The 26,084-nt window shown below is 44.2% G+C and carries 18 protein-coding genes, 2 pseudogenes and 1 riboswitch; of the genes and pseudogenes, 6 read left to right on the top strand and 14 right to left on the bottom strand.

Features of this window, described 5'->3' with window-relative positions:
- Window positions 1–17: 17 nt before the first annotated feature.
- On the bottom strand, window positions 18–278 hold the full coding sequence (locus QFZ81_RS05550) for a hypothetical protein (RefSeq protein WP_307447137.1): 261 nt from the start codon (window positions 276–278) through the stop codon (window positions 18–20).
- Between the two features lie 195 nt (window positions 279–473).
- Window positions 474–3,637: pseudogene (locus QFZ81_RS05545) on the bottom strand (ATP-binding cassette domain-containing protein).
- A 317-nt stretch (window positions 3,638–3,954) separates the two neighbouring features.
- Here QFZ81_RS05545 and QFZ81_RS05540 point away from each other — a divergent pair.
- The 3 genes and pseudogenes from QFZ81_RS05540 (at window position 3,955) to QFZ81_RS05525 (ending at window position 7,347) form a co-directional block, all read left to right on the top strand.
- A complete protein-coding gene (locus QFZ81_RS05540; protein WP_307601847.1) occupies window positions 3,955–5,343 on the top strand; it encodes an IS1182 family transposase in 1,389 nt (462 codons plus the stop codon).
- Between the two features lie 505 nt (window positions 5,344–5,848).
- Window positions 5,849–6,298, top strand: a pseudogene (locus QFZ81_RS37240) (SDR family NAD(P)-dependent oxidoreductase); the annotation flags it as partial.
- A gap of 83 nt (window positions 6,299–6,381) precedes the next feature.
- Window positions 6,382–7,347 carry a cation diffusion facilitator family transporter gene (locus tag QFZ81_RS05525; protein ID WP_307447147.1) on the top strand — a complete coding sequence of 322 codons (966 nt, stop codon included), beginning with the start codon at window positions 6,382–6,384 and terminating at the stop codon, window positions 7,345–7,347.
- Between the two features lie 60 nt (window positions 7,348–7,407).
- Here the strand turns inward: QFZ81_RS05525 and QFZ81_RS05520 are convergent, their stop codons facing one another.
- The gene (locus QFZ81_RS05520; protein WP_307447150.1) at window positions 7,408–8,466 is read right to left on the bottom strand and encodes a LacI family DNA-binding transcriptional regulator; all 1,059 of its coding nucleotides are present in this window, start codon (window positions 8,464–8,466) and stop codon (window positions 7,408–7,410) included.
- Window positions 8,467–8,602: 136 nt separating this feature from the next.
- Here QFZ81_RS05520 and QFZ81_RS05515 point away from each other — a divergent pair, with 136 nt between their 5' ends.
- On the top strand, window positions 8,603–9,520 hold the full coding sequence (locus QFZ81_RS05515; RefSeq protein WP_307601841.1) for an EamA family transporter: 918 nt from the start codon (window positions 8,603–8,605) through the stop codon (window positions 9,518–9,520).
- Between the two features lie 237 nt (window positions 9,521–9,757).
- Here QFZ81_RS05515 and QFZ81_RS05510 read toward each other — a convergent pair whose 3' ends face one another.
- The 6 genes from QFZ81_RS05510 to QFZ81_RS05485 all read right to left on the bottom strand — a co-directional run bounded on the left by QFZ81_RS05510 (window position 9,758) and on the right by QFZ81_RS05485 (window position 16,525).
- Window positions 9,758–10,564: an ABC transporter ATP-binding protein gene (locus tag QFZ81_RS05510; protein WP_307447155.1), complete on the bottom strand. Its 807-nt coding sequence runs from the start codon at window positions 10,562–10,564 to the stop codon at window positions 9,758–9,760.
- A 3-nt stretch (window positions 10,565–10,567) separates the two neighbouring features.
- Window positions 10,568–11,386, bottom strand: a complete 819-nt coding sequence (locus QFZ81_RS05505) for an ABC transporter permease (protein ID WP_307601839.1) — start codon at window positions 11,384–11,386, stop codon at window positions 10,568–10,570.
- Window positions 11,387–11,409: 23 nt separating this feature from the next.
- Complete coding sequence (locus QFZ81_RS05500) at window positions 11,410–12,432, bottom strand: ABC transporter substrate-binding protein (RefSeq protein WP_307601837.1); 1,023 nt, start codon at window positions 12,430–12,432, stop codon at window positions 11,410–11,412.
- A 64-nt stretch (window positions 12,433–12,496) separates the two neighbouring features.
- A riboswitch (guanidine-I (ykkC/yxkD leader) is annotated at window positions 12,497–12,605 on the bottom strand.
- Between the two features lie 719 nt (window positions 12,606–13,324).
- A complete protein-coding gene (gene sdhB, locus QFZ81_RS05495; protein WP_047680827.1) occupies window positions 13,325–14,089 on the bottom strand; it encodes a succinate dehydrogenase iron-sulfur subunit in 765 nt (254 codons plus the stop codon).
- A 2-nt stretch (window positions 14,090–14,091) separates the two neighbouring features.
- Window positions 14,092–15,855 carry a succinate dehydrogenase flavoprotein subunit gene (sdhA, locus tag QFZ81_RS05490; protein ID WP_171641079.1) on the bottom strand — a complete coding sequence of 588 codons (1,764 nt, stop codon included), beginning with the start codon at window positions 15,853–15,855 and terminating at the stop codon, window positions 14,092–14,094.
- A gap of 16 nt (window positions 15,856–15,871) precedes the next feature.
- A complete protein-coding gene (locus QFZ81_RS05485) occupies window positions 15,872–16,525 on the bottom strand; it encodes a succinate dehydrogenase cytochrome b558 subunit (RefSeq protein WP_307601835.1) in 654 nt (217 codons plus the stop codon).
- A 288-nt stretch (window positions 16,526–16,813) separates the two neighbouring features.
- On the opposite strand from QFZ81_RS05485, the gene QFZ81_RS05480 reads away from it, so the two are divergent.
- Window positions 16,814–17,710: a LysR family transcriptional regulator gene (locus QFZ81_RS05480; RefSeq protein WP_307601834.1), complete on the top strand. Its 897-nt coding sequence runs from the start codon at window positions 16,814–16,816 to the stop codon at window positions 17,708–17,710.
- Between the two features lie 51 nt (window positions 17,711–17,761).
- Here the strand turns inward: QFZ81_RS05480 and QFZ81_RS05475 are convergent, their stop codons facing one another.
- The 4 genes from QFZ81_RS05475 to QFZ81_RS05460 form a co-directional block, all read right to left on the bottom strand.
- Entirely contained in the window at window positions 17,762–18,499 is a 738-nt protein-coding gene (locus tag QFZ81_RS05475; protein WP_307447174.1) for a response regulator transcription factor, read from the bottom strand.
- Window positions 18,500–18,592: 93 nt separating this feature from the next.
- Window positions 18,593–19,843: a cation:proton antiporter gene (locus QFZ81_RS05470; RefSeq protein ID WP_307447177.1), complete on the bottom strand. Its 1,251-nt coding sequence runs from the start codon at window positions 19,841–19,843 to the stop codon at window positions 18,593–18,595.
- On the bottom strand, window positions 19,843–20,505 hold the full coding sequence (locus tag QFZ81_RS05465) for a potassium channel family protein (RefSeq protein ID WP_047680845.1): 663 nt from the start codon (window positions 20,503–20,505) through the stop codon (window positions 19,843–19,845). The genes QFZ81_RS05470 and QFZ81_RS05465 overlap by 1 nt, the downstream gene beginning before the upstream one ends.
- 14 nt (window positions 20,506–20,519) lie before the next feature.
- Window positions 20,520–21,872 (bottom strand): TrkH family potassium uptake protein, encoded by a 1,353-nt coding sequence (locus QFZ81_RS05460; protein WP_307601831.1) that lies wholly within the window; start codon window positions 21,870–21,872, stop codon window positions 20,520–20,522.
- 275 nt (window positions 21,873–22,147) lie between these two features.
- On the opposite strand from QFZ81_RS05460, the gene QFZ81_RS05455 reads away from it, so the two are divergent.
- Window positions 22,148–23,719, top strand: a complete 1,572-nt coding sequence (locus QFZ81_RS05455) for a CPBP family intramembrane glutamic endopeptidase (RefSeq protein ID WP_307601829.1) — start codon at window positions 22,148–22,150, stop codon at window positions 23,717–23,719.
- Here the strand turns inward: QFZ81_RS05455 and uvrC are convergent.
- Window positions 23,679–25,676, bottom strand: a complete 1,998-nt coding sequence (gene uvrC, locus QFZ81_RS05450; RefSeq protein WP_307447188.1) for an excinuclease ABC subunit UvrC — start codon at window positions 25,674–25,676, stop codon at window positions 23,679–23,681. The two genes, QFZ81_RS05455 and uvrC, sit on opposite strands and share 41 nt — an antisense overlap.
- Window positions 25,677–26,084: the final 408 nt, after the last annotated feature.

The raw sequence follows: 26,084 nt of genomic DNA, 5'->3' as shown, positions 1-26,084 counted from the left end.
TAATTGTCTTTACCACTTCACGGTACATTGGCTTCTGCAATAATTTCCTTTGTCAGAGGATCAACTAAAATATTGGCTTCTACACTATTGTATAGATAGCCAACGTTCCAATATGGTGCTAATTTAAACCAAACAATCTCTGCACCTGTGACTGTGTATTTATCTTCTTGACCATTAAAAGCAATTGATATTGCTTCTTTTTGCGCTGATTTATAAGCAAAAAAAACAGATACGAATACGGCGACAGTTATGACTATTAGCATTGTTATTCTTTTCATCACAAGTGCTTCCCAACCTTTGTAGAGATTTCCTCACTCTTGCTTAGCTCAATCAACAACATTTTCTTCACAACCGAGAATACTTATTTACCGAGATGAGATATTTTAAAATTCTTTGTACTGCAACCCTTCCAATTGTCCCATCTCCTGTGGAATTGATCAGCGTATCACTTTAGAGGCGAACGCTAGAGTATCTTACTTCAGGCAATGATAAACCGCCATCATATCTCGTTTATTCAACTCACGAATACGATTGAAGATAGGAATATCCGCAACTGCCTCAATTAGTAAGCTTTCAGCAACAACATCTCTTACTTTGCCAGTAAGCCATGTTTGTACATCTATGCCCTCGACGATTTCCTTGCGCCCTTCATCGTTGATGCCACTTACATAACAGCTAACACATGGCACCGATAATTTAAATACGCCATCATGGAGACCATCCTCTGAAATTACTTTCTTCCCGTTGCAGAATGGACATGGATGACTTGCTTTAATTTTATTAATTTGGGTAACAATTTTATTGTAACCAAACACTTCATAGACATAAGTTAGTTTTTTATATTTTCCATTGGTGAAATACTTATCAATAATGGTTTCTCTAGTTTCAGCAATATTGGCAAAATCACAGATGGTAATCAAGTTTTTACTGTTGATCGCCTCGAGGTTGCCTTTAATCTTGTCCCAAAATGGTACGGCATTTTGTAAAACCACCTCATAGCCCACAAAGCTTGCAAGTTCCAGTTCAAGCATTTTCAGCGCAACTTGTGTTTCCCTAGGAAATAAAGAGACATCTTCCGTAAGTGCAAGATCGCCGCCAACAATTGATTTTAGTTTTTCTAGTTGAGGTAAACTCCCTACGGTTTTAATGACCTGATCAATCGGTTGCTGAATAATCTCACGAATATCCGTATCACTAAATTTTAGCTTTTTATGATGGTTTAACACGCTTCCTTGACAAACTGGGCAGGCAATCATTTCTTTTGAGGCTTTCATTTGCTCTTTAAGAGGAATGTTCTTCGAAATTACCATATAACGCCCAAGGATGAGATTAAAACCTTCCCATGTTCTCGAAGCCTTCCCTGCTTTATCATAAAATGACTTTTCCCAATAACCATATAAGAAAGTACGCTTTTCTGCTTCTGACATCTCATTAAAGCTTTTACTCATATCGTGACCAAGTTCGTTCTTTATCTCTTCAAACAGGAAGTGCAATTTGGCATGTTGATAATATTTCAAGACATCCATGACTTCTGGAAGTAACATGCCATCCCAGAATGGGACTGTTTTATCTTGAATGAGAACATCCATATCAAATTGCTCAATGACACGACGACCCGAACAACTCGGACAGTGATTGTCTTGATAATAGAAATCGAAGCTTCTTGTATCTTTATTGGTCGGATGAGCAGCCACAATATGATTGATCAGTCCACCCATTTCATAGAGAAAGCTATATTGACTATACAGGTGTCGTTCAAGATCAATGGCGATGACAGGTGCAATCGTTTCAGATTCATATTCACTATAAATCACATGGGCAATTGGCGATAAGCTTTTTAAGATACCACCCTTATAGACGTTTTCTGCCTTTTTAAAATAGTCTAACTGATTTTCTTGTAAGTAGTGAATACCGTTTTGCGGCTTGAGTGTGGAAGAAATATGCATGGGGGCCTTGCTATCTTCCTTAGGTTTTTGACGATAATAATCATCATGACTGACAACATCCAGATGCTCCACAGGGTCAAACTGCCTTTTTCCAAAATCAACGATAAAATCAGAGCTTTCCAGCATATAGGCATTATGTTCGATCATCAGGATGGAGACAGATTCATCTTCCAGAATGTCCCTAACACTATCAATGAATTGGTTTAAAATATTTTGGGATAAACCTTTTGAAGGCTCGTCAAAAATAAAAAGTGTATGTGGGTTTCTTGAATTAGCAAACAGCTCAGAAACTAAATGAACACATTGAAATTCACCAGTCGATAAGGACTGCGTTTTTCTTTCCAGCGTCAAATAACCAAGTCCAAGTTTGATCAATAAGCTCAAGCGTTTATGAGCGATGTCTTCATTTGGCAGTTCATCAATAATATCTTCAATCGAACGCTGAAAAATATCATCAATATCCTCGCTATATTTTGTGAGTTTCTTTTTAATATCAAGAAACGTCGCAACGGTTGAACGACTGGAAATCGACTGGTTTCGATCTTGCCCAACCACGACCAGTTTATCTTTTGGATAACGCTTCTGAAAATCTTTGACCATACACTCATTGACAAGTGTAGATTTACCGCAACCCGACTCACCCGTAAAGGTTACGGTCTATTTTTGGGAATCTGAATTTCAGCCATTTGAATATTACGACAATAAAGATCATGAAATTGATAGTATTCTGTTGGCATTGCCTTATTTAGTTCACAATAGATAGGTTGTGGACGTGGTGATTCTTCAACAATTTTCCCACCGTATTTACCACTACCAGGTCCAAAGAACAATTGATCATCCGCTGTGTCGAGCACCGTGTCAGAATGGTCAATGAGCCAAATTTGATTCTTATACCCTAATTGTTTAATCTCTGCTAAAATTTTCAATAGTGTTTGGTGATCAAGACCCACGGAAATTTCATCAATGATAATAACCGTATTTTCACTTGTTGCCATGAATTCTGCCAAGTAAAGTCGTGTTATTTCTCCACCTGACAATGTACCCATAATGCGATTTAATGTTAAGTAACCCATATTCATATTGATTATATTCTGGAGAATATGCTGCTTCGCTTCACTAATTTGTAATTCCTCTGCAAGAGAAAGAATCGTTTCAATGCTTAAGTTATTCATATCGGAAATACTATGTGGTTGATTCAATAATTCCATCTTATATTGCTCAACTTCTTGATTGTAGCGCCTACCCTTGCACTTTGGACAATCCACATTTTGGGTCATACTGCGCCCTTTACAATCTGGACACCAGCCTAAGGCGTTATTAAAGGAAAAAACTTCTGGAGAAAGATTAAATTTTTCAGCAAGCGTTACACGAATCTCTTTGAACACGCCCGTATGTGTGCCAATGGTTGAACGAGGATTGGATGAAATCGATGATTTTCCGAGAAAAAGGACTAAAGGCATTTCTTCCATCTTGATGGCACTGAAATTGGTTTCCATAATATTAGGAAATAAATACTGATATTCAGCCTTTGGCAATAAGGAAACGAGACGCTTCTTGGATTCTTCACCAATGGTTTGACAAAACGTTGTTTTACCAGATCCAGACAAACCAGCAATACCTAACGATTTATCTACTGGTAGTGCTGCATCTAATAGGTTAATATTGTTCGAAATTAATCGATTTATTTTCATATGTAAATTAATCCTCTCTATTCTTATAAGCTTAGTCTTTCCATGTTATCACAGAGTTAAATGTATGAATTGCTTTTTTTTCGAATCAAAGAACTCGTCAGCTCCATTCTATTATTCTTTCACATTCCACCATTTGTATGGAACTAAAGAAGCGCCTAAGACATTGAGTTGTTTTTTGACAATTAGATTTACATATCCATATAAGATAAAGCCACTCCTATTACGGGGCTGTTGACAAACACAATATTGAGAGGTTTTTGTAGAGACTGCGTAGAATTTAATTCTATGCAGTTTTTCTATTTGGAGGGATACCGATCATGATGGGGGTTAACGGAGATAAGCAGCACCAGTTTATTTTTTTAAACTTGGAGGATTATGTGCCAAAAGATCACTTGCTGCGAATTATTCAACGAGAAGTGGACGTCACTTTTATTTACGACAAAGTGAAGCATCTATATTCCCTCGTTGGTCGAAAATCTATTGATCCTGTGCTTCTCATGAAAATGATGCTCATCGGGTATTTATACGGAATTTCCTCTGAACGCAAGTTGGAAGAAGAAGTGAAAATGAATCTGGCGTATCGCTGGTTTTTAGGACTAGATCTCATGGAATCCGTTCCGGATCATTCTACTCTTAGTCAGAATCGTCGACGCCGGTTTAAAAACAGCTCTATCTTTCAAGAGATATTTGATCACATTGTGACATTATGCATACAAAAGGGAATTGTAACAGGCGATGTTATTGTAACGGATTCGACTCATGTTAAAGCGAGTGCATCGCTAAGCCATTCTGAAAAAGTAAAGGTGGACAAGAAACCATCGGAATACTTGGAGGAATTAGAAAAAGAGGCGCGGCGGCTTGAGAGTCAGCGGCAAGTAGAGCGCGATGCCGGAGGAAAGAAGAAGTGCGGGAGAGTCAAACAGGATCGCATGACTACCACTATCCAAACAGAAGTTACTCAAAGCCTGACGGATCCTGAGACTGGTCTGATGAATCGGCCCAAAAAGCCGATCGGATTCCATTTTCTTAGCCATACCAGTATCGACACGGCCTACGGTATTATCACGGATATCCATGTAACTCCAGGTAATGTGAATGACCACGAACCCTACGCTGGGCGATTAGCTGCTCAGCAAGAAAGGTTTAATCTTGAAATTAAAAAGGTTTGTGCTGACAAAGGATACGACTGCGCAGTGGTGCATCACGCTTTAGAAAAGCAAAACATTGAAGGGTACATCTCACCAATCGTAAAAGAAAGCAGTATTGAGGCCATTGGAGGTAAACCATTCCAATATGATGAAGAATTAGACACTTACTTGTGTCCTGAAGGAAAGACATTGAAGTTTACGCATGTCGAGGGTGATGGAATGAAGACCCCTTATCGAAGTGTGTATGCGGCAAAGACCAAAGATTGCAAAGCATGCCCGCTGCGTGAACAATGTTTTGGAAAGTCGAAGAAATATCGAGTCATTCGGCGAACTCTTTTCCATGAAGCAACAGAACGCAACAAGGAACGGGCTAAGAGCGAAGAGTATCGGAACTTCAAGCGTCTTCGGAGTATTTGGTGCGAAGGCACATTCGGAATCATGAAACAATCTCACAATCTAAGCAGAACCTATAAACGGGGCATCCGTAACGCTACGGAACACTGCCTCTTTTCGGCGTTGGCGCTAAACATAAAACGAATGATTAAGGCGACAGTGTAGATGGAAATGTTGCTCTTCCATTCAACAAAAACTCTATAATACAGCAAAATGGGTTGAGGACAAGATCCTCAACCCATTTTGTCAACAGCCCCTTACGGGGAGTGGTTTCTTTATTATTTTCAAAGACTTGAACGAAAGATACTTAGGAAAGTCTGATGTCTAATCCTACCAAGACTCCCTTTAGGAATGTAAAACTACAACCAAACGCCCCGTAAGCCCTTAATGTATAAGGGTTATTTGTCATACACAAAAAAAAGGAACCCAGCCAACGGGGCCGGGTTCAAAAGTTTATATTAAAAAGGGGGTCTTGCTTATTATAATACCTCGCAAACATTATGAAACCATAACAGGAGTATTTCAATTATGTTACAAATTAGAAAGCGCTTTATTTCCTTCTCTTCTCCAATATTTACACCTCTAAGATTCGATCCCGCAAAGCCGGGGTAATGACCTGTCATACGATAATTTAAAGAAAGTCGCCATTGTGACCGGCGCATAATCCGGCATTGGCTTGGCTTCCGCTATACGTTTGGCTGAAAAGGGGTTTAAAATCGGGCTGCTCAACCGCCCGGGCGGTGAGCTTGAAGCAGCAGTGGCCAAAGTGCAGGCTGCCGGAAGAGAAGCGATCTCCATAGAAGCGGATATTGCCGTCGAGGAAGAAGTGAAACAGGCCGTTCAAACCGTCATGGACCAATGGGGCCGGCTCGACGTACTGGTCATTCTTGTGAGTCAAACATGCAATCGAGCCTCTCAAACAGCATGGTGGCAGCATCATCATTACTAGCTCCATTAACGGTAACCGGGTTTTCTCCAGTTTTGGCATGAGCGCTTATAGCACTTCCAAAGCCGGACAAGTGGCTTCATGAAAATGGCTGCGCTTGAATTGGCGCGTTACAAAATTCGTGTAAACGCGATCTGTCCAGGAGCGATCGAAACGAATATTGATGAGTATACTCTTTACACAAAATCAGTTGCACCTGACGAAGGTCTAGCATATAATAATATTAATTAGAATTATTATAAATAAGGAGGGATCGTATGAGTATCGAATACGACTATCACCATCTCCATCATGTTAAAGAACAGAGCAAATCCAGAAAAACGTTATGGGTAACTCTCATACTGACCGCCTTTTTCACCATTGTAGAAATTGTAGGTGGGGTGCTCTCTAATTCCCTTGCTTTACTATCCGACTCTGCTCATATGATCTCCGATGTCATCGCTTTGGGGCTTAGTATGGTTGCTCTGAAGCTGGCTACTCGTCAGCCTAATGCGCGGTTCACCTTTGGTTTCCTGCGGTTTGAGATTATCGCTTCTTTTCTGAATGGATTAGCCCTCTGTATCATTGCTTTGGGAATTTTTATCGAAGGAATTCAACGTATCATTAACCCGCAGCCGATTCACCTGGCTCTTATGCTTGGAATTGCCTCCATCGGTTTCGTTGTCAATCTTGTTCTTACATTGGTTCTCCATAACAGTGTGAAAGAAGAGGACAATCTGAATGTGAAAAGCGCGCTGTGGCACTTTTTCGGTGATTTACTCAGCTCGGTAGGTGTCATTATCTCTTCTATTATCATTTATTACACAGGTCTTCTCTTGTTCGATCCTCTGATTTCGATGGTCATTGGCGGCATTATTTTTACTGGTGGGAGCAAAATCATTCGAGAATCTTATCTGATTCTGATGGAATCGGTGCCTGAGCGCTTCAACTTAGATGAAATTCGCAGCGAGATCGCGCGTGTTGAAGGTGTCGAAGATGTGCATGAGATGCATCTGTGGGCGGTTTCGACTGATCACTACTCTTTAACCGCGCATGTGTTCATCAATCCCAACATTCAACCCTTCTGTGTTATTCTTGCGATTAATGAAACGCTGAAAAGTAAATATGGCATCAAGCACTCCACCATCCAAATTGAACATGCCGACATTAATCCACATGGGGATTATGGCAAAGAGTTTTTGAAACATCAAAGACAAACGAATAGAAATGAGATTCATATCTAATAAGGGAAAGGCCAAGAAGACCGCTATACTTCTCATCTTAACGAGAGTATAACGGTCTTTTCATGTTGTTGTAGACTTCCGGACAATCATCTCCAAATCAATAAATAGCTCATGTCCGTGAATACGTGGCAGGTGGTCATCCAGCAGTTGTGTATTCTCTTCATCCAAGTCTTCACCAATCTGCCGCATCAGAAAAGCGGCAACTAATCTCGTTTGCAGCTCGACAGGCATGTCGAAACTTGTGATAGAGGGAAAGCTGGCCTTAGAAAACAGTTCATTGTCCATTCCAATCAACTGCACATCCTCCGGCACGCGAATGCCTCGCTCATGACACACAGCTAGAAGCTCCAGTGCCAACGCATCATTGAACGTGTAGATGCCAATAGGTCGCTGCTCGCCGCTAATGCGCAGAGCTTCCTCCAGTGTACCTTCGATACCGAGCTCTCCAGCATCTAGAAGCGCATGCACCGTCGACTCGGCCTTATCGCCTAGCCCTGCCATAAACCCTTGAATACGCTGCTCATTGGCCCCCATCCCTTTACGCCTGCCGGCATAAATAATGGAGCGGCAGCCGTTGGCGAGGAAATGCTGAACAGCTTCCGTCGAAGCCTTCGCGAAATCCAAATTAACCGCCAGTTTGACCATGTCGCTAGGCCATCCCCAGCCATTAAAGATAACGAGCGGCGTGCCCTCCCCGACTAACTGCTGGGTCGATTGCATACTCATCGCTAAACCATGGCTCACTAAACCGTCTACTCTTCGCTGCAGCAAGTGCTCCAGGTGACGCTTCTCGATCACTGGATCCATACCCGCTGCTGAAAATACGGATAAATGGTAACCGAAACTATGTACTTCCTGCTCCAGCTTCTCTGCAAATCGGCCATAATAGCCGCCGAAATGCGGTATGATAAGGCCTAACTCATAGGATCGACGCCGACTAAGGTTCGTTGCCATCACATTGCGGCGATAGCCCAGCTGTACAACGGCTTCCTCCACTTTGCGTATCGTCACCGGTGACATCGGCACCTTTCTCCGATTCAAAACATTGGAAACTGTCGCAATGGATACACCCGCTTCGGAAGCAACATCGATAATGGTGGGCTGTTTACTTTTCTTCATAGGAAATCCCTCATTCTTGAAATGCTTTAACTCATTTTATCGATAAGCAAATCGCTCGTCAAATTTCGATAATCTGTGCATTCCTACGGCAATTCGATATAATGAATAGATATTACTTGGGGATGCATGCAGCCCTATGAAAAGAAAACGTAAGGAGTCACACATCATGTGGTTTATTGCTGCAGTCGGCAGTGCCGTACTATTTGGTCTAACCGGCTTTTTTATGAAAGTGAGTCAAATGCGCCAAGGCTCCACACCGCATCTACTGCTCGGACTCTATCTCACAGGAACACTTGGCTTCGCTGTGAACAGTCTATGGGAAGGCTCCCTCTTCTTAGACGATTGGCGTGTTTGGTTAGCTGGTATTATCATTGGCGTGGGGTCAGGCTGGGGCAATGTCGTATTCATGAAGGCGCTCGAGAACGGTCCGGCTAGCTTAACAGCGCCGCTGATGAACTTAAATATTTTGCTAGTTATTCTCATTTCCGTCACCATCTACGGTGAACACATACATAGCACAGAAGCCAGCGGCATCGTCCTGCTCATTGCTTCAGCGGTACTTGTATCCATTAAGCTCAAAGAGCCCCTCACAATCAAAGAGAAGAAATGGTTTGCACTCGTTGCGCTCGGCGGACTTCTGTTCTTCTTCCGCAACGGCGGCTTAAAAGTTACTGCCGAGCTAGCGTTAGCGAACACGCCTATTCTACTCATCAGTTATCTGCTATCCGCCATTTGGTTCGCCATCGCTGCAGCTAGCCACACCAAGAAGCAGCAAAAGCCTGTCCAACAAGGGCTCATCGCTACCTATGATGCTTTACCAAGTAGCACAGGATTTCTATGGGGGCTGCTCTCTGGCTGCTTCTCTTATGGCGGCCTTCAGCTTTACTCCGTCGCTCTGCAAATGGGTCCGGGATCCATCGTCGCGCCCATTTTCTCTACCTATGGACTTGTCGTCGTTGTCGGCTCTGTGCTCGTTTACAAAGAAAAGCTGACAATCCTGCAAGGTCTCGCTTTAGCTCTTCTATTTGCAGGTCTCATATTCGTAAAGCTTTGAAACAAATTCACTATTATCCGCGATTCATGTCAAAGGGCTGTCCCAAAAGGGTTATAAACCTTGAGGGGTATCTACCTTGAAGATGGTTTTACATTTTCACGAGGACTTCCACCAATAGGGGGAGGTCCTTTTCCTACGAAACAACAAAAGGGGCTGTCTTAAAAAGTAGATAAAATCTACTATTCAGACAGCCCCTTATTCATTTATTCAACTTACGATACCGGCATTCACTGCTGATTACTCCTCATGATCCCCGATAAGCGAAATAATTTGCTTCTTCAGCTTAATAAACGACTCCGTATCTTTACACTCTAAGGTCTCACGAAGTCCTTGCGGAATCACGACTTCTTGGCGAATCCTTCCAGGATGCGCCTGCATCACATACACGCGCTGCGATAAGAAAATAGCTTCCTCGATGTCATGGGTAATGAACACGACGGTGGTTTTCTCCTTTTCCCAAATACGCAATAGCAGCTCCTGCATCGAATTCTTCGTCTGCGGATCGAGTGCACCGAATGGCTCATCCATCAGTAGGACTTCCGGATTGTTCGCGAGGGCCCGAGCGATGGCGACCCGCTGCTTCATGCCGCCCGAAAGCTCCTTCGGCAGCGATCTGGCGAACTTCTGAAGCCCGACGAGTTCCATAAAGTGATCGGAAACGGCCCTCTTTTCGAATAAAGGAACGCCTTTGAGTGTCAGTCCGAACTCGATATTCTCCCTCACAGAAAGCCATGGGAACAAGGTATAGGTCTGGAATACCATCCCACGGTCAGCGCCAGGACCATCAATTTCATGCCCAGAAATACTTAGCGATCCAGTCGTCATCGACTCTAATCCCGCAAGGATCCTCAATAAAGAGGACTTGCCGCAACCTGAAGGACCTACAAAACTGACAAACTCATGCGCGTCCACATGGAAAGAAACGCGATCCAGCGCGACAAACTGGGATTTCTTTGTGCTATACACCTTCGTTACATCCGTCGCCATAATTTTACTCACAGCCACAGCTCTATCATCAGAGGGCTCCATATTCAAAGCATGCATGATTTAACGCCCTCCTTCCAACCACGGGAAAAATCTACGGTGACAATAAGCAAATGTGCGATCCGTTAGTAAGCCCAGCAAGCCAATAGCGATAATCCCTACGAAGATCAAATCCGTATTGAGGAACCGCTGCGCTTTCATAATGGAGAACCCTAGTCCGCTGCTGGCCGCAACCAACTCAGCAACAACGAGATATGTCCAAGCCCAACCGATGATTAATCGCATGGTGTTCATTAAATCCGGCAGTAGAGCAGGAATAAGCACCTTCTCGATTACTTGCCAGCGGTTCGCACCAAGGGTATAGGAGGTTTGAAGCAAATCATTGGATACCGAACGTGTATTATCGGCAACCATCAGCATGAGCTGGAAGAAGCATCCAATGAAGATGACGATCACCTTCGCCCATTCACCAATCCCTACCCAAACCATAATGAGCGGGATGAAAGCCGTCGCTGGCATATATCGGATAAATTCCGTCGGAGGGACGAGCAGCGCTTCAGCGAAGCGAAACGTACCTGCCAGAATGCCAAGCGGAATCCCCAATATACAAGCAAGCAGAAAGCCCGCCCCTACTCGAAAAATGCTTATGCCAACATGGTTCCAGAAAACAGAACTCTGAAGTTGAATGGCAAACTGACGAAGGACTTGATCCGGTGTAGGCAAGAACGTACGATTTACAAAGCCGCCATAGCTAAGCACACTCCAGAAGAGCAAAGCTATCACAACAATGAGCACGACACCGGATGTATAGGTTCTACGGCTAATATCGCCACGTATGGCAAACAAAGTTGATTTGCGCTTTTTTTTCACCATGGTGTCCATTTAGAGCCCTCGCTCTCCAGTTGTTATTTCTTACGTTCCTTCAGCACTTCTTCTACAAAGTGTCCATCTAAAAAGCTTTCCGACTTCGGAATAGAGGTCAACATATCTAATCCCTTTAAGAACTCGGCCGTCTTCTGCGAAGTGAATTGCAGGGATTCTAAGTTATCACCCTTTTGAAAAGCTTTCACATTATCTTCAAGTTGGAAAATTTTCACGCTATCCACGCCTGCTTTATATTCATCTACCGGCGTCTCTGCCGCTTTGGCCATAATTTTCAATGACTCTTCAGGATTGGCCTTCCAGTAATCCAAAGCATCGAACCAAGCGTTGATGATTTTTTTCACATCTTCCGGACGGTTCTTCGTTATTTCTTCTTTGAAAACTAACAGATCAGGGATAAGTCCCGGTGTATCTTTGGAGGAAAATAATAGCTTGCCTTTGCCCTCTTGAATCGCCTTGCTTAGGAATGGCTCCCATAGTACCGCGGCATCCAAATTGCCTGAAATAAAGGCAGGCCCTGCATCGTTAACCGTCATATTCGTATAAGCAACATCCTTCTCGGCAAGCCCCGCCTTTTCAAGTGCGGTTAACATCAGAAGATGATCAACCGTTCCCAGCTCAGTCGCTACTTTCTTACCCTTCAAATCCTTCAATGAATTAATGCTCGGCTTCACAACAACACCGTCTCCGCCATTGGAGTTGTCGTTCACCAGCACAGCCTTGAGTTTAATCCCTTTACTTGCTGGAGCAAGTGTATCGCTTAAGGTTTGGCTGTTCGCATCGACTTTACCAGACGCCAATGCCGATAAGGAGTCGCTATATACCGGGAACCAAACGAGATCAACGTTAACCCCATTTTTCTCAAAGAACCCCTTCTCCTTCACTAAATACCAGACAAACCAACCTGGCCATGGACTGAGTGCCAATTTAATCGGTTCTCCGCTTTTTTCCGTTGTCGTACTTGTTGCCCCTTTGCTCGTACATCCGCTAACTACTGTAAAAATCAATAACAACGCCATCATCAGAAATACCACTCTTAGTCTCATTCCGATCTCCCTCTCCATTTGAACTGGTAAAAAGAAAAACCCGGAACGATATCATATTCTGATATCCTCCCGGGCTTTTATCCCTCCGTGTGCACGATGAAGCTCACCGTGTGTCTTCTCTTGGACCTGACCAACAGCCTTCATTCTGTCGCGGAACCCTAGAAAACAAGTTTGCTATGAGGTTAGTACTTCGATGTCCTACATTTGTCTTAATCATACTTACATCCGACTTATATGTCAATATATATAACATAAATAAATAATGGGTTGTCAAAATAGCTTAATGTGTAATATTATATAACATATATAACGACAAAACGGAGGTGTATACGATGTAATCGATTCATTTCCACATCACGATGTTAGATAATCAGCCTGTTCTACCTAAACCTGTTATATTAACGGGGCCTTCTGTTTCTGAACTTCAAGAAGGACACCCCCTATCCGAGCATCCTCTCCTGATTTCCCCTATAAATAATCAAGCAGCCACCCAAGCTGATAGCCTGCCCGCTGACTAGCCTCATAATCCTACGAAGACCATCAGGACGATCCTCCAGATGGTCTTTTTCTGTGTGCAGGGTTTCCATATCCCCTCTTGGGCATCTGTGGTTACCGATGTTGTATTTTCTGCAACAATTCCCGCCGAAAAAAGGCTATTTGACGGGTTGAAGTTGTAGTTTTGTACAACATTTCTGACCCATTTATTGCGAAATGGCCTGTTTCGGGCCCAATTGTTGTACATTATGCAACAACTACGGGAGCGAGGCACGATATAGGCAGCAATTGTTACATTTTATACAACATCATTCAACCGATAATATGGATTCATTCATCCGGCATAAAAAAAGCCCGACACCCTGGAGATCAGGGCATCGGGCTTGGGCGATTTCGTTTACACGCCTAACCATTTTTTGAACATATGCTTCGTTGTATCTGCATTCAATGCTGCGATTGAAGTCGTCAGCGGAATGCCTTTCGGACAGGAGCGTACACAGTTCTGCGAGTTACCGCAGCCTTCGATACCGCCATCTGTCATCAACGTATCCAGACGCTCGTCTTTGTTCATTTCACCCGTTGGATGCGCATTGAACAGACGAACTTGAGAAAGCGCTGACGGCCCGATAAAGGAGTTCTTGTCATTCACGTTCGGACAAGCCTCAAGACAAACGCCGCATGTCATACATTTGGAAAGCTCGTAAGCCCATTGACGCTTCGACTCCGCCATACGAGGTCCTGGTCCAAGATCATACGTACCGTCAATCGGAACCCATGCTTTTACTTTCTTCAAAGCCGTGAACATGCGCCCACGGTCGATAACAAGGTCACGCATAACAGGGAACGTGCTCATTGGTGCTACGCGAATCGGCTGCTCCAACTTATCAACAAGAGCCGAACAAGCTTGACGCGGCTTACCGTTGATAACCATGGAACATGCTCCGCATACTTCCTCGAGACAGTTGGATTCCCAGCATACAGGTGTCGTCTTATCACCCTTAGCATTCTTCGGATTACGCTGTACTTCCATCAAACCACTGATGACATTCATGTTGGAGCGATAAGGAATTTCAAACTCCTCGGTATAAGGTTTGGAATCTGGACTCTCTTGACGAGTCACGATAAACTTCACTGTCTTTTGTGCGCTTAGTGTCTCAGCCATGATTAATGTCCTCCCTTTTTCTTCTCCGTGGAGTAATCACGTTTCCGTGGTGCAATTAAAGATACATCGATTTCTTCATAGCTGATTTTCGGACCATCTGGCGTCCAATCGGCAATTGTTGTTTTCATGAAGTTCTCATCATCACGCTCAGTGAATTCTGGCTTGTAATGCGCACCGCGGCTCTCGTTACGCAGCAAGGCGCCGAGTGTCATCGCTTCAGCCAACTCGAACATGTTCCAGAGCTGACGTGTGAACGCAACCCCTTGATTGTTCCAACGAGCTGTATCTGTGATGTTGATGTTGTTGTATCTTTCTTTCAAATCCTTGATCTTACCAATTGTATCTTCGAGACGATCATTGTAACGAACAACCGTCATGTTAGCATTCATCATGTCGCCAAGCTCTTTATGCAGAACATAGGCATTCTCCGTACCATTGTTCATTTTGAGCAAGTTCTCGTAACGGTCTGTATGACGTTTCTTCTCGCGATCGTATACGATCGAGGACGTATCATCAGCGTGCTTCTCTAAGCCGCGGATATACTCAACCGCTTTAGGACCGGAAACCATTCCGTCATAGATCGCCGAAACGAGTGAGTTCGCTCCGAGACGGTTCGCTCCGTGATGCTGATACTCACACTCACCAGCAGCGAATAAGCCGGGAATGTTCGTCATCATGTTGTAATCGACCCAGATTCCGCCCATGGAATAGTGAACCGCAGGGAAAATCTTCATCGGAATTTTACGCGGATCGTCGCCCATGAATTTCTCGTAGATTTCCATAATACCGCCGAGCTTAATATCAAGCTCCTTCGGATCTTTATGAGAAAGATCGAGGTAAACCATGTTCTCGCCGTTAATACCAAGCTTCTGGTCTACGCACACTGAGAAGATCTCGCGAGTTGCAATATCACGTGGCACCAAGTTACCGTATGCTGGATATTTCTCTTCGAGGAAGTACCAAGGCTTCCCGTCTTTGTATGTCCAAATACGTCCGCCTTCACCACGTGCAGATTCAGACATCAAGCGAAGCTTGTCATCTCCGGGAATCGCTGTTGGGTGAATTTGAATCATTTCGCCATTCGCATATTTAACGCCTTGTTGGTAAACAGCACTTGCTGCCGTACCTGTATTAATAACCGAGTTCGTTGTTTTGCCGAAAATAATACCAGGACCGCCTGTAGCCAAGATGACCGCATCGGATGGGAATGTTTGAATTTCCATGCTCCGCAAATCTTGAGCTGCAATACCACGGCATACGCCATCATCATCTAGAACAGAACCTAGGAACTCCCAATGTTCGAATTTCGTTACAAGACCAGCTGTTTCCCAGCGGCGTACTTGCTCATCAAGTGCGTACAAAAGCTGCTGCCCTGTAGTAGCGCCTGCGAATGCCGTACGATGATATTTGGTACCGCCGAAACGACGGAAGTCGAGGAGACCTTCTGGTGTACGGTTGAACATAACGCCCATACGGTCCATTAAGTGAATAATACCTGGAGCCGCATCGCACAAAGCTTTAACAGGTGGTTGATTTGCTAAGAAATCTCCACCGTATACTGTATCATCAAAGTGCTCCCACGTGGAGTCACCTTCGCCCTTCGTATTCACCGCTCCGTTAATGCCGCCTTGCGCACATACGGAGTGGGAACGTTTAACAGGAACCAAGGAGAACAATTGCACGTGAACTCCGGCCTCTGCTGCCTTAATTGTCGCCATGAGTCCCGCAAGGCCTCCACCGACGACGATAACTTTTGAATTAGCCACTTCTGTTCACCCTCCTTTATTTCCCCGTATGCGCTTCTACCGGAAGCTCAAATTGCGTATCTGTAAATGCAGTCAAAGACATAATAAACATCACGGCCATGACAACGAACAAAGCCATCCAGATCATGGATGAAAAGCGCTGCGCGCGCGGTCCAATTGTAATTCCCCAGCTAACCAAGAACGACCACATACCGTTACAGAAATGGAATGCTGCGGAAAGTGTACCGATGACATAGATTGTAAACATTACCGGATTCGTGGCGATATCATGCATCGTCCGGCCAAGCTCTTCATGCGCTACGTTACCGAATGCAACTTGCAAGCGGGTTTCGAAAAAATGCCAAGCAACGAACAAGAATGTGATGACACCAGTAACACGTTGAAGCATGAACATTTGATTACGGAAATAACCATACTGCGAAACGTTGTTACGCGCTTGATACGCTACATACAGGCCATATACCGCATGATAAAGAAGCGGTATCCAGATTCCGAAGATTTCTAGAAACAGCACCAATGGCAAGCCATTTAACCAGTTAATTTGATCCACGAACGCGCCTGGTCCTTTTGTTGCTTCATAGTTCGTGAGCAAATGCTCAATAAGAAAGAAGCCCACAGGAATTACGCCAAGCAAAGAGTGGATCTTTCGAAAGTAATACGAATTACCCATAATTGAACCAATTCCCCCCTCATAAAAATTCATTCATCATTTATCCGACATTAACAGACAAGACAAGCCACATACCATTGTACTCTCGCCGCAAACGAGCGTCAACCCATAATCATCCAAGCCTATTTTGCCAAATCAGTGAATGATTATACACCTTCGTCCAAGAAATGTGAATAAAAAGTGACATGTACATCGTACCTCTTTCATGCTTATAATGGAAGTGCCGTTTTTTTATATACACTTATAACTTAAACACATATGCATAGCGCGAAAGGAGTCGATAGAAGCATGGAACTCTTGGATGTTTTCGCTGTTGTTGTCGAACAAGTAAGCCTCAATAAAGCATCTCAGCTATTAAACATCTCGCAACCGGCTCTCTCTCGCAAAATAATGAAGCTGGAGGAAGAACTTGGTGTAGAACTTTTTATCCGCAAAGGTAAAAGGCTGGAGCTGACCAAAGTCGGTCATATTTGTTATGACCATGCTGTGGAACTGCGTCATCTAGAGCGAAAGTTCAAGCAAGCGATCCAAACCTACAAAGCAGCGGGCAGCCACACTTCGATTACCATTGGAGCAAGCCTGACAACGCTGCAAACAACGCTCCCAGATCTTATCACAGATTACTTGCAGGATTACCCGCTGACAGAAATTAAGCTGCTTACGGGTAAGACGCACGAGATCGTTACTATGGCGAAAGAAAACAAAGTGGATATCGGTATCGTTGCGTCCCAAATTAATGCTTCCAGCCTTCATTGCGAGCCTTTATTCGATGATCACTTATGTCTAGTGCTTCCTCTAGGGCATCCTCTTATCGATCGCGCCGTCATCACAATGAACGATTTAAATGATTTGCCGATGATCCTCTTCTCCAAAGGCACTTGGTATCGCATTTTGATGGATGAGCTGTTCAACCGTTATACCATATTACCCAATGTGCAAATGGAGATCGACTCCTTCGAAGCCATCATCCGACTCGTTTCAACCTGTAAAACGGCAACCTTGCTTCCAAGATCCTATTTACGTGAAGATTTAATTCGGAATAATGAACTGATTTTGCGCAATCTGGTAGAGTTAGAACAGACGAAACGAACGACTTCACTCATTTACTCCGACCATACCGCGGATAATATGGCGACTATGAAGTTTATAACTCAAGCGATCAATTATTTTGCCAAGCAAAAATAAAACCTCTGTGCCTCACATCTATAGAAGATGCATAGGCTAGAGGTTCTTTTACTAATAAACAAATTTGTAACCTACACCCCAAACCGTCCGAATCCACTTAGGTTCTTTGGGATTGTCCTCGATCTTTTTACGAAGGTTAGCAATATGTACATCAATGGCCCGATCCGTTACTAAACTGTCGAATCCGCGAACCGTTTGCAGTAAATCTTCTCGGCTATATACACGGCCAGGATGATTCACGAAGCATTTCATAATTTCGAATTCCGAATAAGTCGTTTCCACTAAAACACCATGAACACGCATAGAGCGCGTATTCGGATTGAGCGTTATTTTCTTATCGATATCCAAGACTGCCTCTAATACCGCAGTCGTTGATCCTCCAGCAGCTCCCGTCACTTGACGAGTATTCACACTCGATTTCAAATACAAGTTGGAGCGACGAATAAGAGCGTGAACTCTCGCACTCATCTCATGCATACTGAACGGTTTACACATATAATCGTCCGCACCTGCCCCGAGCGCGTTAACTCGTTCAACGACTTTACTTTTCATCGAGACGATCATAATAGGTATTTTCGAGGTTTCCCGAACTTGTCTGCATAAGGCAAGACCATCCATATCAGGCAGCATCAGATCGAGCAAAATAACATCTGGATCAAACTGGGAGACAGCTGCAATACCTTCTGCCCCATTTGCCTTTCTTATGACATGGAATCCTTCTTCACTTAAATACATAGTGACCATATCGCCGATCATGGCATCGTCTTCAATTATTAATACCTTATACATGGGGAGTCCACCTTCAGTTAGAAATTCTCTTGTTGTATATGTACTCGCAAATTTTTTAATTGAATAGTCGAATGGCGATCAAAGAAATTTATTTTATTCATGGTTCTCGGGATCGTCGGGCTTTATTTCAAGTCCCAGTTTACGCGCTACATAAGCCGTTGTACTTGCTTGAAACAAAATAGTTATAAGCACGGCCATGAACGTAACGCTGGCAATAAGATCACTATGCTGAACACCCATCCCAGCTACCATTCCGGATAATGCCGCGGGTATAACACCTGTCTCTCGAACCCAGAACATGAACAGAATTTCATTTCGTTTCCACTTCGCTTTACGATCCGGCCATGTACAGATCAGAACCGTAAGCGGGCGCGCGATAAACATAAATACAAAGATAACACCTAAGCTAGTCCAGAAATGCTCAAGGAGCAATGGAAAGTTAACTTGACTGCCTAGTAAGATGAAGATGAGCATGCGCATGATGACCGTGATGTTTTCGGAAAAATGCTCCATTTCAAGATGTTTATCTTGCATATCCAGTTTGAACGTCCCTGCATTTCCCCAGATCAGTCCTGCCGTAAAGGTCGCCATAAAGCCGCTTACACCAAGCTCTTCTCCCACGATATAAGCACCGAGTGATGTCACAACCATCGATATCGTTGCGTAGTCTCTTAGTAGACCCAGCTTCAAGTGTGCTGTCAGGAACGTTATCGCGTAGCCAATAGCGGCCCCAACAAGAAGCCCGCCCAACGCTGTCTTCACAAAATCAGTGACCCCCGAAGTAACAGAAACCTCTTGTGTACCAAGAATAATGGCTAATAACGAAAAAGTTAGAATCGAAGCCGTCGCATCGTTAAAAGCAGATTCACTTTCAACCGTTTCACGTACTTTCGTACGGATCTTCACTTGTTTAAAAACAGGGATCAGGGTTGCTGGATCTGTTGAAGCAATAATAGCTCCCAGTAATAGAGCATAAAGCCAAGGCAAATCCAGCAGCAAATGAGCGACTACTGCCACTGCGCCGCATGTGATAAGAACGCCAGGAACACTGAGTAAACTTACAGTAAGCCATACCTTGCGAAGACCAGAGAGTCTGATATTGCGTCCTCCATCGAAGAGGATTAAGGTCGAGCCAATAACAAGGATGAATTGATTCGTAAAAGATGTGCTTGATTCTGTAATCCAGTGAAAGGCTTGTCCCACCAGCATACCTGCTATCAGAAACAGCGCAACGTCAGGAAGCTTCAACCATTGCGCTGCTTTCCCTGAGATCATGCCCAGTCCAAAAATAAGCACGAGTAGGATAAGTACATGTTCAATTAGGATTGAGGTTGTATTTTCCATTAACCGATGACTTCACTTTCAAATTTATCAATTTGATTGTTGGTTCCGATGATGACCATCACATCATTCTCATTCACAACATCACCCGCCGTAGGTGCAATGATAATCCCTGTTTGTTTATTGATAGCCACAATGCTGCATCCATACTTAGCACGAGGATCTAGCTCTCTTAGAGCAAAGCCACATAGATTCTTAGGGACAGATAATTCCACGATTGTGTACTCTTTAGAAATCTCAATGTAATCAAGAAGATTAGGTGATACCAATTGGTGTGCAACACGAATCCCCATATCTCGCTCCGGATAAATCACACGGTCAACACCCAGCTTATTCAGTACTTTGCCATGCAATTCGGACAATGCTTTAGCGACAACCTTTTTGATCCCCAAATCTTTAAGTACAATGGCCGCTAGGATACTCGATTGAATATCATCCCCAATGGCTACAACAGCGCAGTCGAAATTTCGTACGCCCAATGATTTCAATACCTCTTCATCCGTCGCATCCGCAACTACCGTATGGGTAAGCACAGAACTCAGCTCATCAACCACTTCTTCATCTTTATCAATACCCAACACTTCATAACCAAGCTTAATGAGTTCTTTGGAAATACTGGCCCCAAAACGCCCCAGCCCGATTACAACATATTGATTTTTTTTCATATTTCTAGTTCCCCTTATCCAATCGTGATTTTACCCTCTGGGTATCTATATAGTTCTTTCTCTTGCTTCGGCTGCAGTGCATAAGCTAGTGTGATGGGCCCTAAACGCCCAGCAAACATCGTCAAACTTATGAGAATCTTCCCAAATGTCGTTAATTCAGGAGTCAAACCCATGGTCAAGCCTACAGTCCCGAAGGCGGATGTTACTTCAAACAATATTTTCAATAACTGTGAATCCTCCGTCGTCGATAACAGCATGGTGACGATGATAACTAAAAACAACGCCATCATTGTTAAGGTAATAGCCTTAAGAATACGATCCTTGGCCAACCGATAACGGAAAATGACAATATCTTCTTTACCACGGATCATCGTAACTATGGCACTAATTAGAATCGTAAATGTGGTTGTTTTAATACCTCCCCCTGTAGATCCAGGAGAAGCACCGATAAACATTAGGATGACAATGAAAAATTGGGATGCTTGGCGTAGAGCTCCAATATCAACTGTATTCGGCCCAGCCGTACGAGGGGCAACGGATTGGAAGAAGGAAGCTAATATTTTCCCGCCTAAATCCAGTGAACCCATGGTTCTGATATTTGTATATTCGAATATAAAGATGATAATAGCTCCAAACATAATAAGAAAACCTGTCATGCTAAGTACCACTTTGGAATGCAGGGAAAGCTTCTTCTTGGTGTTATAGTCCATCAAATCAGACATAACAATGAAACCAATACCCCCCAGTACAATAAGCGCCATAGCGACAAAATTTACCACGAAATCATCAACATAGCCGGTTAAGGAAACGAATGGCGCATCGACCGTGCCAAATAAATCAAAACCAGCGTTATTAAACATGGATATCGCATGCCAGATTCCGAAATAAAGGGCTTGAGCAAAATCCATATCAAACGACCAACGAATCGTGAAAATGACTGCTGCTATTGCTTCAATCGATAACGAATAAATAATAACTTTGCGGATAAGTCTGACGATGCCTTCCATGCTGCCTTGGTTAAAAGCCTCTTGCAGAACTAATCGTTCTTTTAACGTGATTTTTTTACGAAAGGCAAAAGCGATTAAAGTCGACATTGTCATGAAACCTAATCCGCCAATTTGAATCAAGCTCACAATAACGATTTGCCCAAACATCGTGTAGACACTACCTGTATCCACTACGACCAAACCTGTCACGCATGTTGCCGAAGTCGCTGTAAACAGCGCATCAATAAAAGCAATCGAATGTCCCGTTGCCGAAGCAAAGGGAAGCGTCAAAAGACCTGCTCCTAAGAAAATAATAGCAGCAAATCCGAGAACGAGAATTTGCGGAGGCGTCAGTCGCCAAATATTCATTATTTTAATCATAGTGCCTCCTGTGTTTGCAAAAAAGACATAAGGATTTCCAATGCGTTAACGGTAGGGTTCCCCCGTTATTATTTAGAAATTCCGAACGTTATCCAATTGATAGGTATTATATAATTGTTTTTAATTCTTTACCACTAAATTGGCTTTCTTTTTAAACTATGATAACGTGAAAGATGTGATTTCAGAATCGAAAATATAGAAGGGAACTCACTATGATCAGGCCAAAATTAAATCGTTTTCTCCTCTTCCTTGCATGCATTGGAGTAGCTCTTTATTTGGGAATATCCGCATTATACGGACTTCAGGCCGAAGAACCGTCGGCAGCAGACAATCCTTCTATTACAAAGCAGCAGGCTGCGGATCGCGCAGCTCAATTTGTTAATGAGCGCTACGATGTGAATAATCCGCAAACCTTTGTTGTTTATCAGTCCAAGAAGGAACGCAGCGGTTATTTGCAAAAGGAGCATTTGTTAGAAGCTTATATGAAGGACTACGGGGAGCGTTACCCCATTGATTATTATCAAGTAAGCGTAGAAGACACCAAGACCAACCGTCAATTTGATGTTGAGATTAATTACACGAATGCATCCGTTATTGGATGGCGTGAAATGCAAAATCCCTCCGATCAAGCAATCATCAGTAAGCAGAAAGCAGACATTTTGGCCAAGCAGGAACTTCGCCAGCAAGGATTTGAGCCGGATGACTTTGCACCCATAGATAAACGGACCGCCGAAGGCGATCAAGAACATGGAACAACCTTATTTTATGAAAAGCAAACAAAACCGATTGGCGAAGCAAAGTTACAGGTTCGAGTTGATTTCAATGATAAAAATCTGACCGGTTATAACGTGCTTTTCAGCTTACCTGCGTCGCATCAAATCTGGATCGATCAGCAGGATCACTCCGCATCTATCATGACTTGGATTTCCATGGGCTTCTCACTCATAATGACCATTGCCGCGATTGTATTCGCCATCATCTATAGAAAACATATGAAATTCAGTAGAGGCTTGCTATTAACAGCCATTTTCTTAGCTATTTATATCACCAATAATTTTAATATGTACCCTGCTTTTAGATCTATGAGCGGAGCTTTGAACGATGAATACGCAACATGGGCAACTATTATTTTCATGAATGTAGTGACTGTGCTGCTCGGCATATCTCTCTACCTAGCTCTAGTAGCAGGTAATGGATTGTGGAATTCTATCGGAGAGCGGAAATGGCCAGCTTGGAAGGAATCATCATTTGGGACTCAGGTTTATAGCGGCATGGGGCGCGGCTATTTGCTTGCTCTCTTTATCTTAGGCGTTCAGCAGGTGCTTTTTTACACAGGTGAAGTGAATTTTGATGTTTGGGCTGTGAACGATCCGTCCGATTCTGTTCTCAATATGGTAGAACCTCGCTTCTTCCCGCTCATGGCCTGGGTTGCTGCCATATCTGAAGAGGCGACCTACCGACTGCTCGGCATCATTCTATTCAAGAAGCTGTTTCGCTCAAACTTTATTGCGATTATCATACCAAGCGTGATCTGGGCGGCTAGTCATACCCAGTATCCCATTTATCCAGTTTATACACGGCTAATCGAGGTCACCATCATAGGCATTATTCTAGGTTATGTCTTCCTCAAGTACGGTTTCATTACCGCCGTATTCGCCCATGCCTGCATGGACAGCATCCTCATGGGGATGTCCCTCTTCTACCTCGGACATGTAAGCGATGTGCTTGCTGGCATTTTCTACATCCTGCTGCCTGGTTTGATCGGTCTGCTGCTTGCCTGGCTGCATGGAAAAAGGCGGGGTCCCCTTATTCCTGGGGAGCCGCCGCCTCGCCTTGAAGCGCTTTGAGAATTTCGTTAGCCAATTTCTCACCTATACCCAGGGGCTTGAAGTCTTGGACTTCAGCCTCTTTTATTTTGCGTACGGAGCCAAAATGCTTAAGCAATGCCTTCCGGCGTTTCTCCCCGATGCCGGGAATCGCGTCCAGCTGTGAAACAACCATTGACTTCGCTCTTGTTTCGCGGTGGAACGTAATCGCGAATCGGTGAACCTCGTCTTGAATCCGCTGTAGCAGGTAAAACTCCTGGCTGTCACGCGGCAGTGGCACGACTTCTGCAGGATCTCCGATCATGAGCTGCGCTGTCTTGTGCTTCGCATCCTTCACGAGTCCACAGATCGGAATGAACAGGCCTAATTCGTTCTCCAACACGTCGACTGCGGCTGAGATCTGCCCTTTCCCTCCATCCACGACGATCAGGTCAGGCATCGTGAGATTATCCTTAAGTACACGTTCGTACCTCCGGCGAATCACCTCGCGCATGGTTTCGTAGTCATCCGGCCCAACGACTGTTTTTACTTTGTATTTGCGGTACTCCTTGCGATCTGGCCTGCCGTCCACGAAGACGACCATCGCAGAAACTGGGTTCGTCCCTTGTATGTTCGAGTTATCGAACGCTTCGATACGGCGAATCGTACCTGTACCGAGCCATTCTCCAAGATTCTCAACCGCTTTGGTCGTGCGGCGCTCATCGCGTTCTACCAAGCGGAACTTCTCGTCGAGCGCGTTGCGGGCGTTATCTTTGGCCATATCGACCATTTGCTTCTTCAGCCCTCGCTGCGGGATATGCACTTTGACCTTGAGCCAGGATTCCAGTGCTTCGCGGACATCCTTCTCTTCAGCCTCTACTTGAGCCACAACTTCCGCAGGAACATCGATAGAGGTTTCAATTGAGGCTTCAGCGGGAGCTTCAATAGGAGCTTCAGTAATGACATCTGTAGGAGTATCGGCTGCTCCTTCGGCCCCCGTCATGGGAGCAACTGCCCCCTGTATCGGTATCGTCGGCAGGAAGATCTCCTTCGGCAGCGCCGGATTGTCGCTGTAGACTTGAGTAACGTAGGTGATGAAGTCATTGTACTCATCACCGTAATACGGAAACAGCGAGACGTGCCGCTCGATGAGCTTGCCCTGCCGCATATACTGGATGTGTACAGCCATCCAGCCCTTGTCGACCGCGTAACCGAAAACATCTCGGTCTAGCGCATCTGCCGTCGTGATCTTCTGCTTCTCCATCACGGCGTCGATGTTCATGATATGATCGCGCAGCTCCTTGGCGCGCTCGAAGTTCAATTCCTCCGCTGCGGCCAGCATTTTGGCCGTCAGCTCTTCCTTAATGACGTCGTGTCCCCCATTCAGGAAACGGCTGATCTCTTGCACCATCCGCTCGTTCGTCTCGGCGGATACGTCGAATTCGCAAGGCGCAAGACACTGCCCGATATGATAGTATAGGCATACTTTCTCGGGCATCGTCTTGCACTTGCGCAGCGGATAAAGCCGGTCCAGCAGCTTTTTCGTTTGCTGGGCCGCAAAGGCATTCGGATAAGGGCCGAAGTACTTGCCCTTATCCTTAAACACCCGCCGCGTGACTTCCAGGCGCGGCTGCTCTTCATGTGTAATCTTGATGTACGGGAACGTCTTATCATCCTTCAAGAGTACATTGTACCGCGGATGATGCTGCTTAATCAGATTACACTCAAGAATCAAAGCCTCCATGTTCGAGGAGGTAATTATATATTCAAAGTCGCGGATTTCGCTGACTAGTTTTTGCGTCTTTGCACTGTGGCTCCCCGTGAAATAGGAGCGCACACGATTCTTTAGTACTTTCGCTTTTCCCACATAAATAATGGTACCTTCGCGGTTTTTCATGATATAACAACCTGGCTTATCCGGTAATAAGCTCAGCTTGTGTTTAATTACTTCCAGACTCTGTTCGCGGACTCCAGCGTCCTCATGCTCATGCTCGGTCATGCATCCAATCTCCTCTCGCGCAAAAACTTACACCATAATTCCCCTCTAAGATCCTAAACTTCGGAGTTCCAAAGCTCCTAAGTCCCTAAGCCCAGAAGCTCCAAAGTTCCAAAGCCCCTAAGTTCCTAAGCCCCTAAGTTCCGAAGCTGAATGTTGCACTGCGTACAACATTTACACCTCTGGGCAGGCCATACCGCTGTAAATCTTGTATTTCATACAACAATTTAACCTCAATATAGGCATAAAAGAGGATTAGCGGCTATATTTGTTGTAGAAAATACAACATTCGTACATAAATGCCCATCTATTCGAATAATTGTTGCATTACGTACAACAAAATCGTCTCAGTAGCTACAAAGTATAAACGCTCCCCATTATCGGAAAACAAAAAAAGCTCTTTTTCAGCAT

Origin of the sequence: Paenibacillus sp. V4I9, assembly GCF_030817295.1 — a bacterium.
Classification (GTDB): domain Bacteria; phylum Bacillota; class Bacilli; order Paenibacillales; family NBRC-103111; genus Paenibacillus_E.
The sequence above is the reverse complement of the archived record's forward strand: the minus strand, read 5'-3'. Positions and strand labels throughout refer to the sequence as shown.

Bases quoted from the DNA above. Each gene is read 5' to 3' on its own strand.
- QFZ81_RS05475 (WP_307447174.1), bottom strand. From the start codon at position 18,499: ATGTATAAGGTATTAATAATTGAAGACGATGCCATGATCGGCGATATG.
- QFZ81_RS05540 (WP_307601847.1), top strand. From the start codon at position 3,955: ATGATGGGGGTTAACGGAGATAAGCAGCACCAGTTTATTTTTTTAAAC.
- QFZ81_RS05550 (WP_307447137.1), bottom strand. From the start codon at position 278: ATGAAAAGAATAACAATGCTAATAGTCATAACTGTCGCCGTATTCGTA.
- QFZ81_RS05510 (WP_307447155.1), bottom strand. From the start codon at position 10,564: ATGCATGCTTTGAATATGGAGCCCTCTGATGATAGAGCTGTGGCTGTG.
- QFZ81_RS05470 (WP_307447177.1), bottom strand. From the start codon at position 19,843: ATGGAAAATACAACCTCAATCCTAATTGAACATGTACTTATCCTACTC.
- QFZ81_RS05465 (WP_047680845.1), bottom strand. From the start codon at position 20,505: ATGAAAAAAAATCAATATGTTGTAATCGGGCTGGGGCGTTTTGGGGCC.
- QFZ81_RS05505 (WP_307601839.1), bottom strand. From the start codon at position 11,386: ATGGACACCATGGTGAAAAAAAAGCGCAAATCAACTTTGTTTGCCATA.
- QFZ81_RS05500 (WP_307601837.1), bottom strand. From the start codon at position 12,432: ATGAGACTAAGAGTGGTATTTCTGATGATGGCGTTGTTATTGATTTTT.
- uvrC (WP_307447188.1), bottom strand. From the start codon at position 25,676: ATGACCGAGCATGAGCATGAGGACGCTGGAGTCCGCGAACAGAGTCTG.
- QFZ81_RS05460 (WP_307601831.1), bottom strand. From the start codon at position 21,872: ATGATTAAAATAATGAATATTTGGCGACTGACGCCTCCGCAAATTCTC.
- QFZ81_RS05485 (WP_307601835.1), bottom strand. From the start codon at position 16,525: ATGGGTAATTCGTATTACTTTCGAAAGATCCACTCTTTGCTTGGCGTA.
- sdhB (WP_047680827.1), bottom strand. From the start codon at position 14,089: ATGGCTGAGACACTAAGCGCACAAAAGACAGTGAAGTTTATCGTGACT.
- QFZ81_RS05520 (WP_307447150.1), bottom strand. From the start codon at position 8,466: ATGAAGAAAAGTAAACAGCCCACCATTATCGATGTTGCTTCCGAAGCG.
- QFZ81_RS05515 (WP_307601841.1), top strand. From the start codon at position 8,603: ATGAAAAGAAAACGTAAGGAGTCACACATCATGTGGTTTATTGCTGCA.
- QFZ81_RS05480 (WP_307601834.1), top strand. From the start codon at position 16,814: ATGGAACTCTTGGATGTTTTCGCTGTTGTTGTCGAACAAGTAAGCCTC.
- QFZ81_RS05525 (WP_307447147.1), top strand. From the start codon at position 6,382: ATGAGTATCGAATACGACTATCACCATCTCCATCATGTTAAAGAACAG.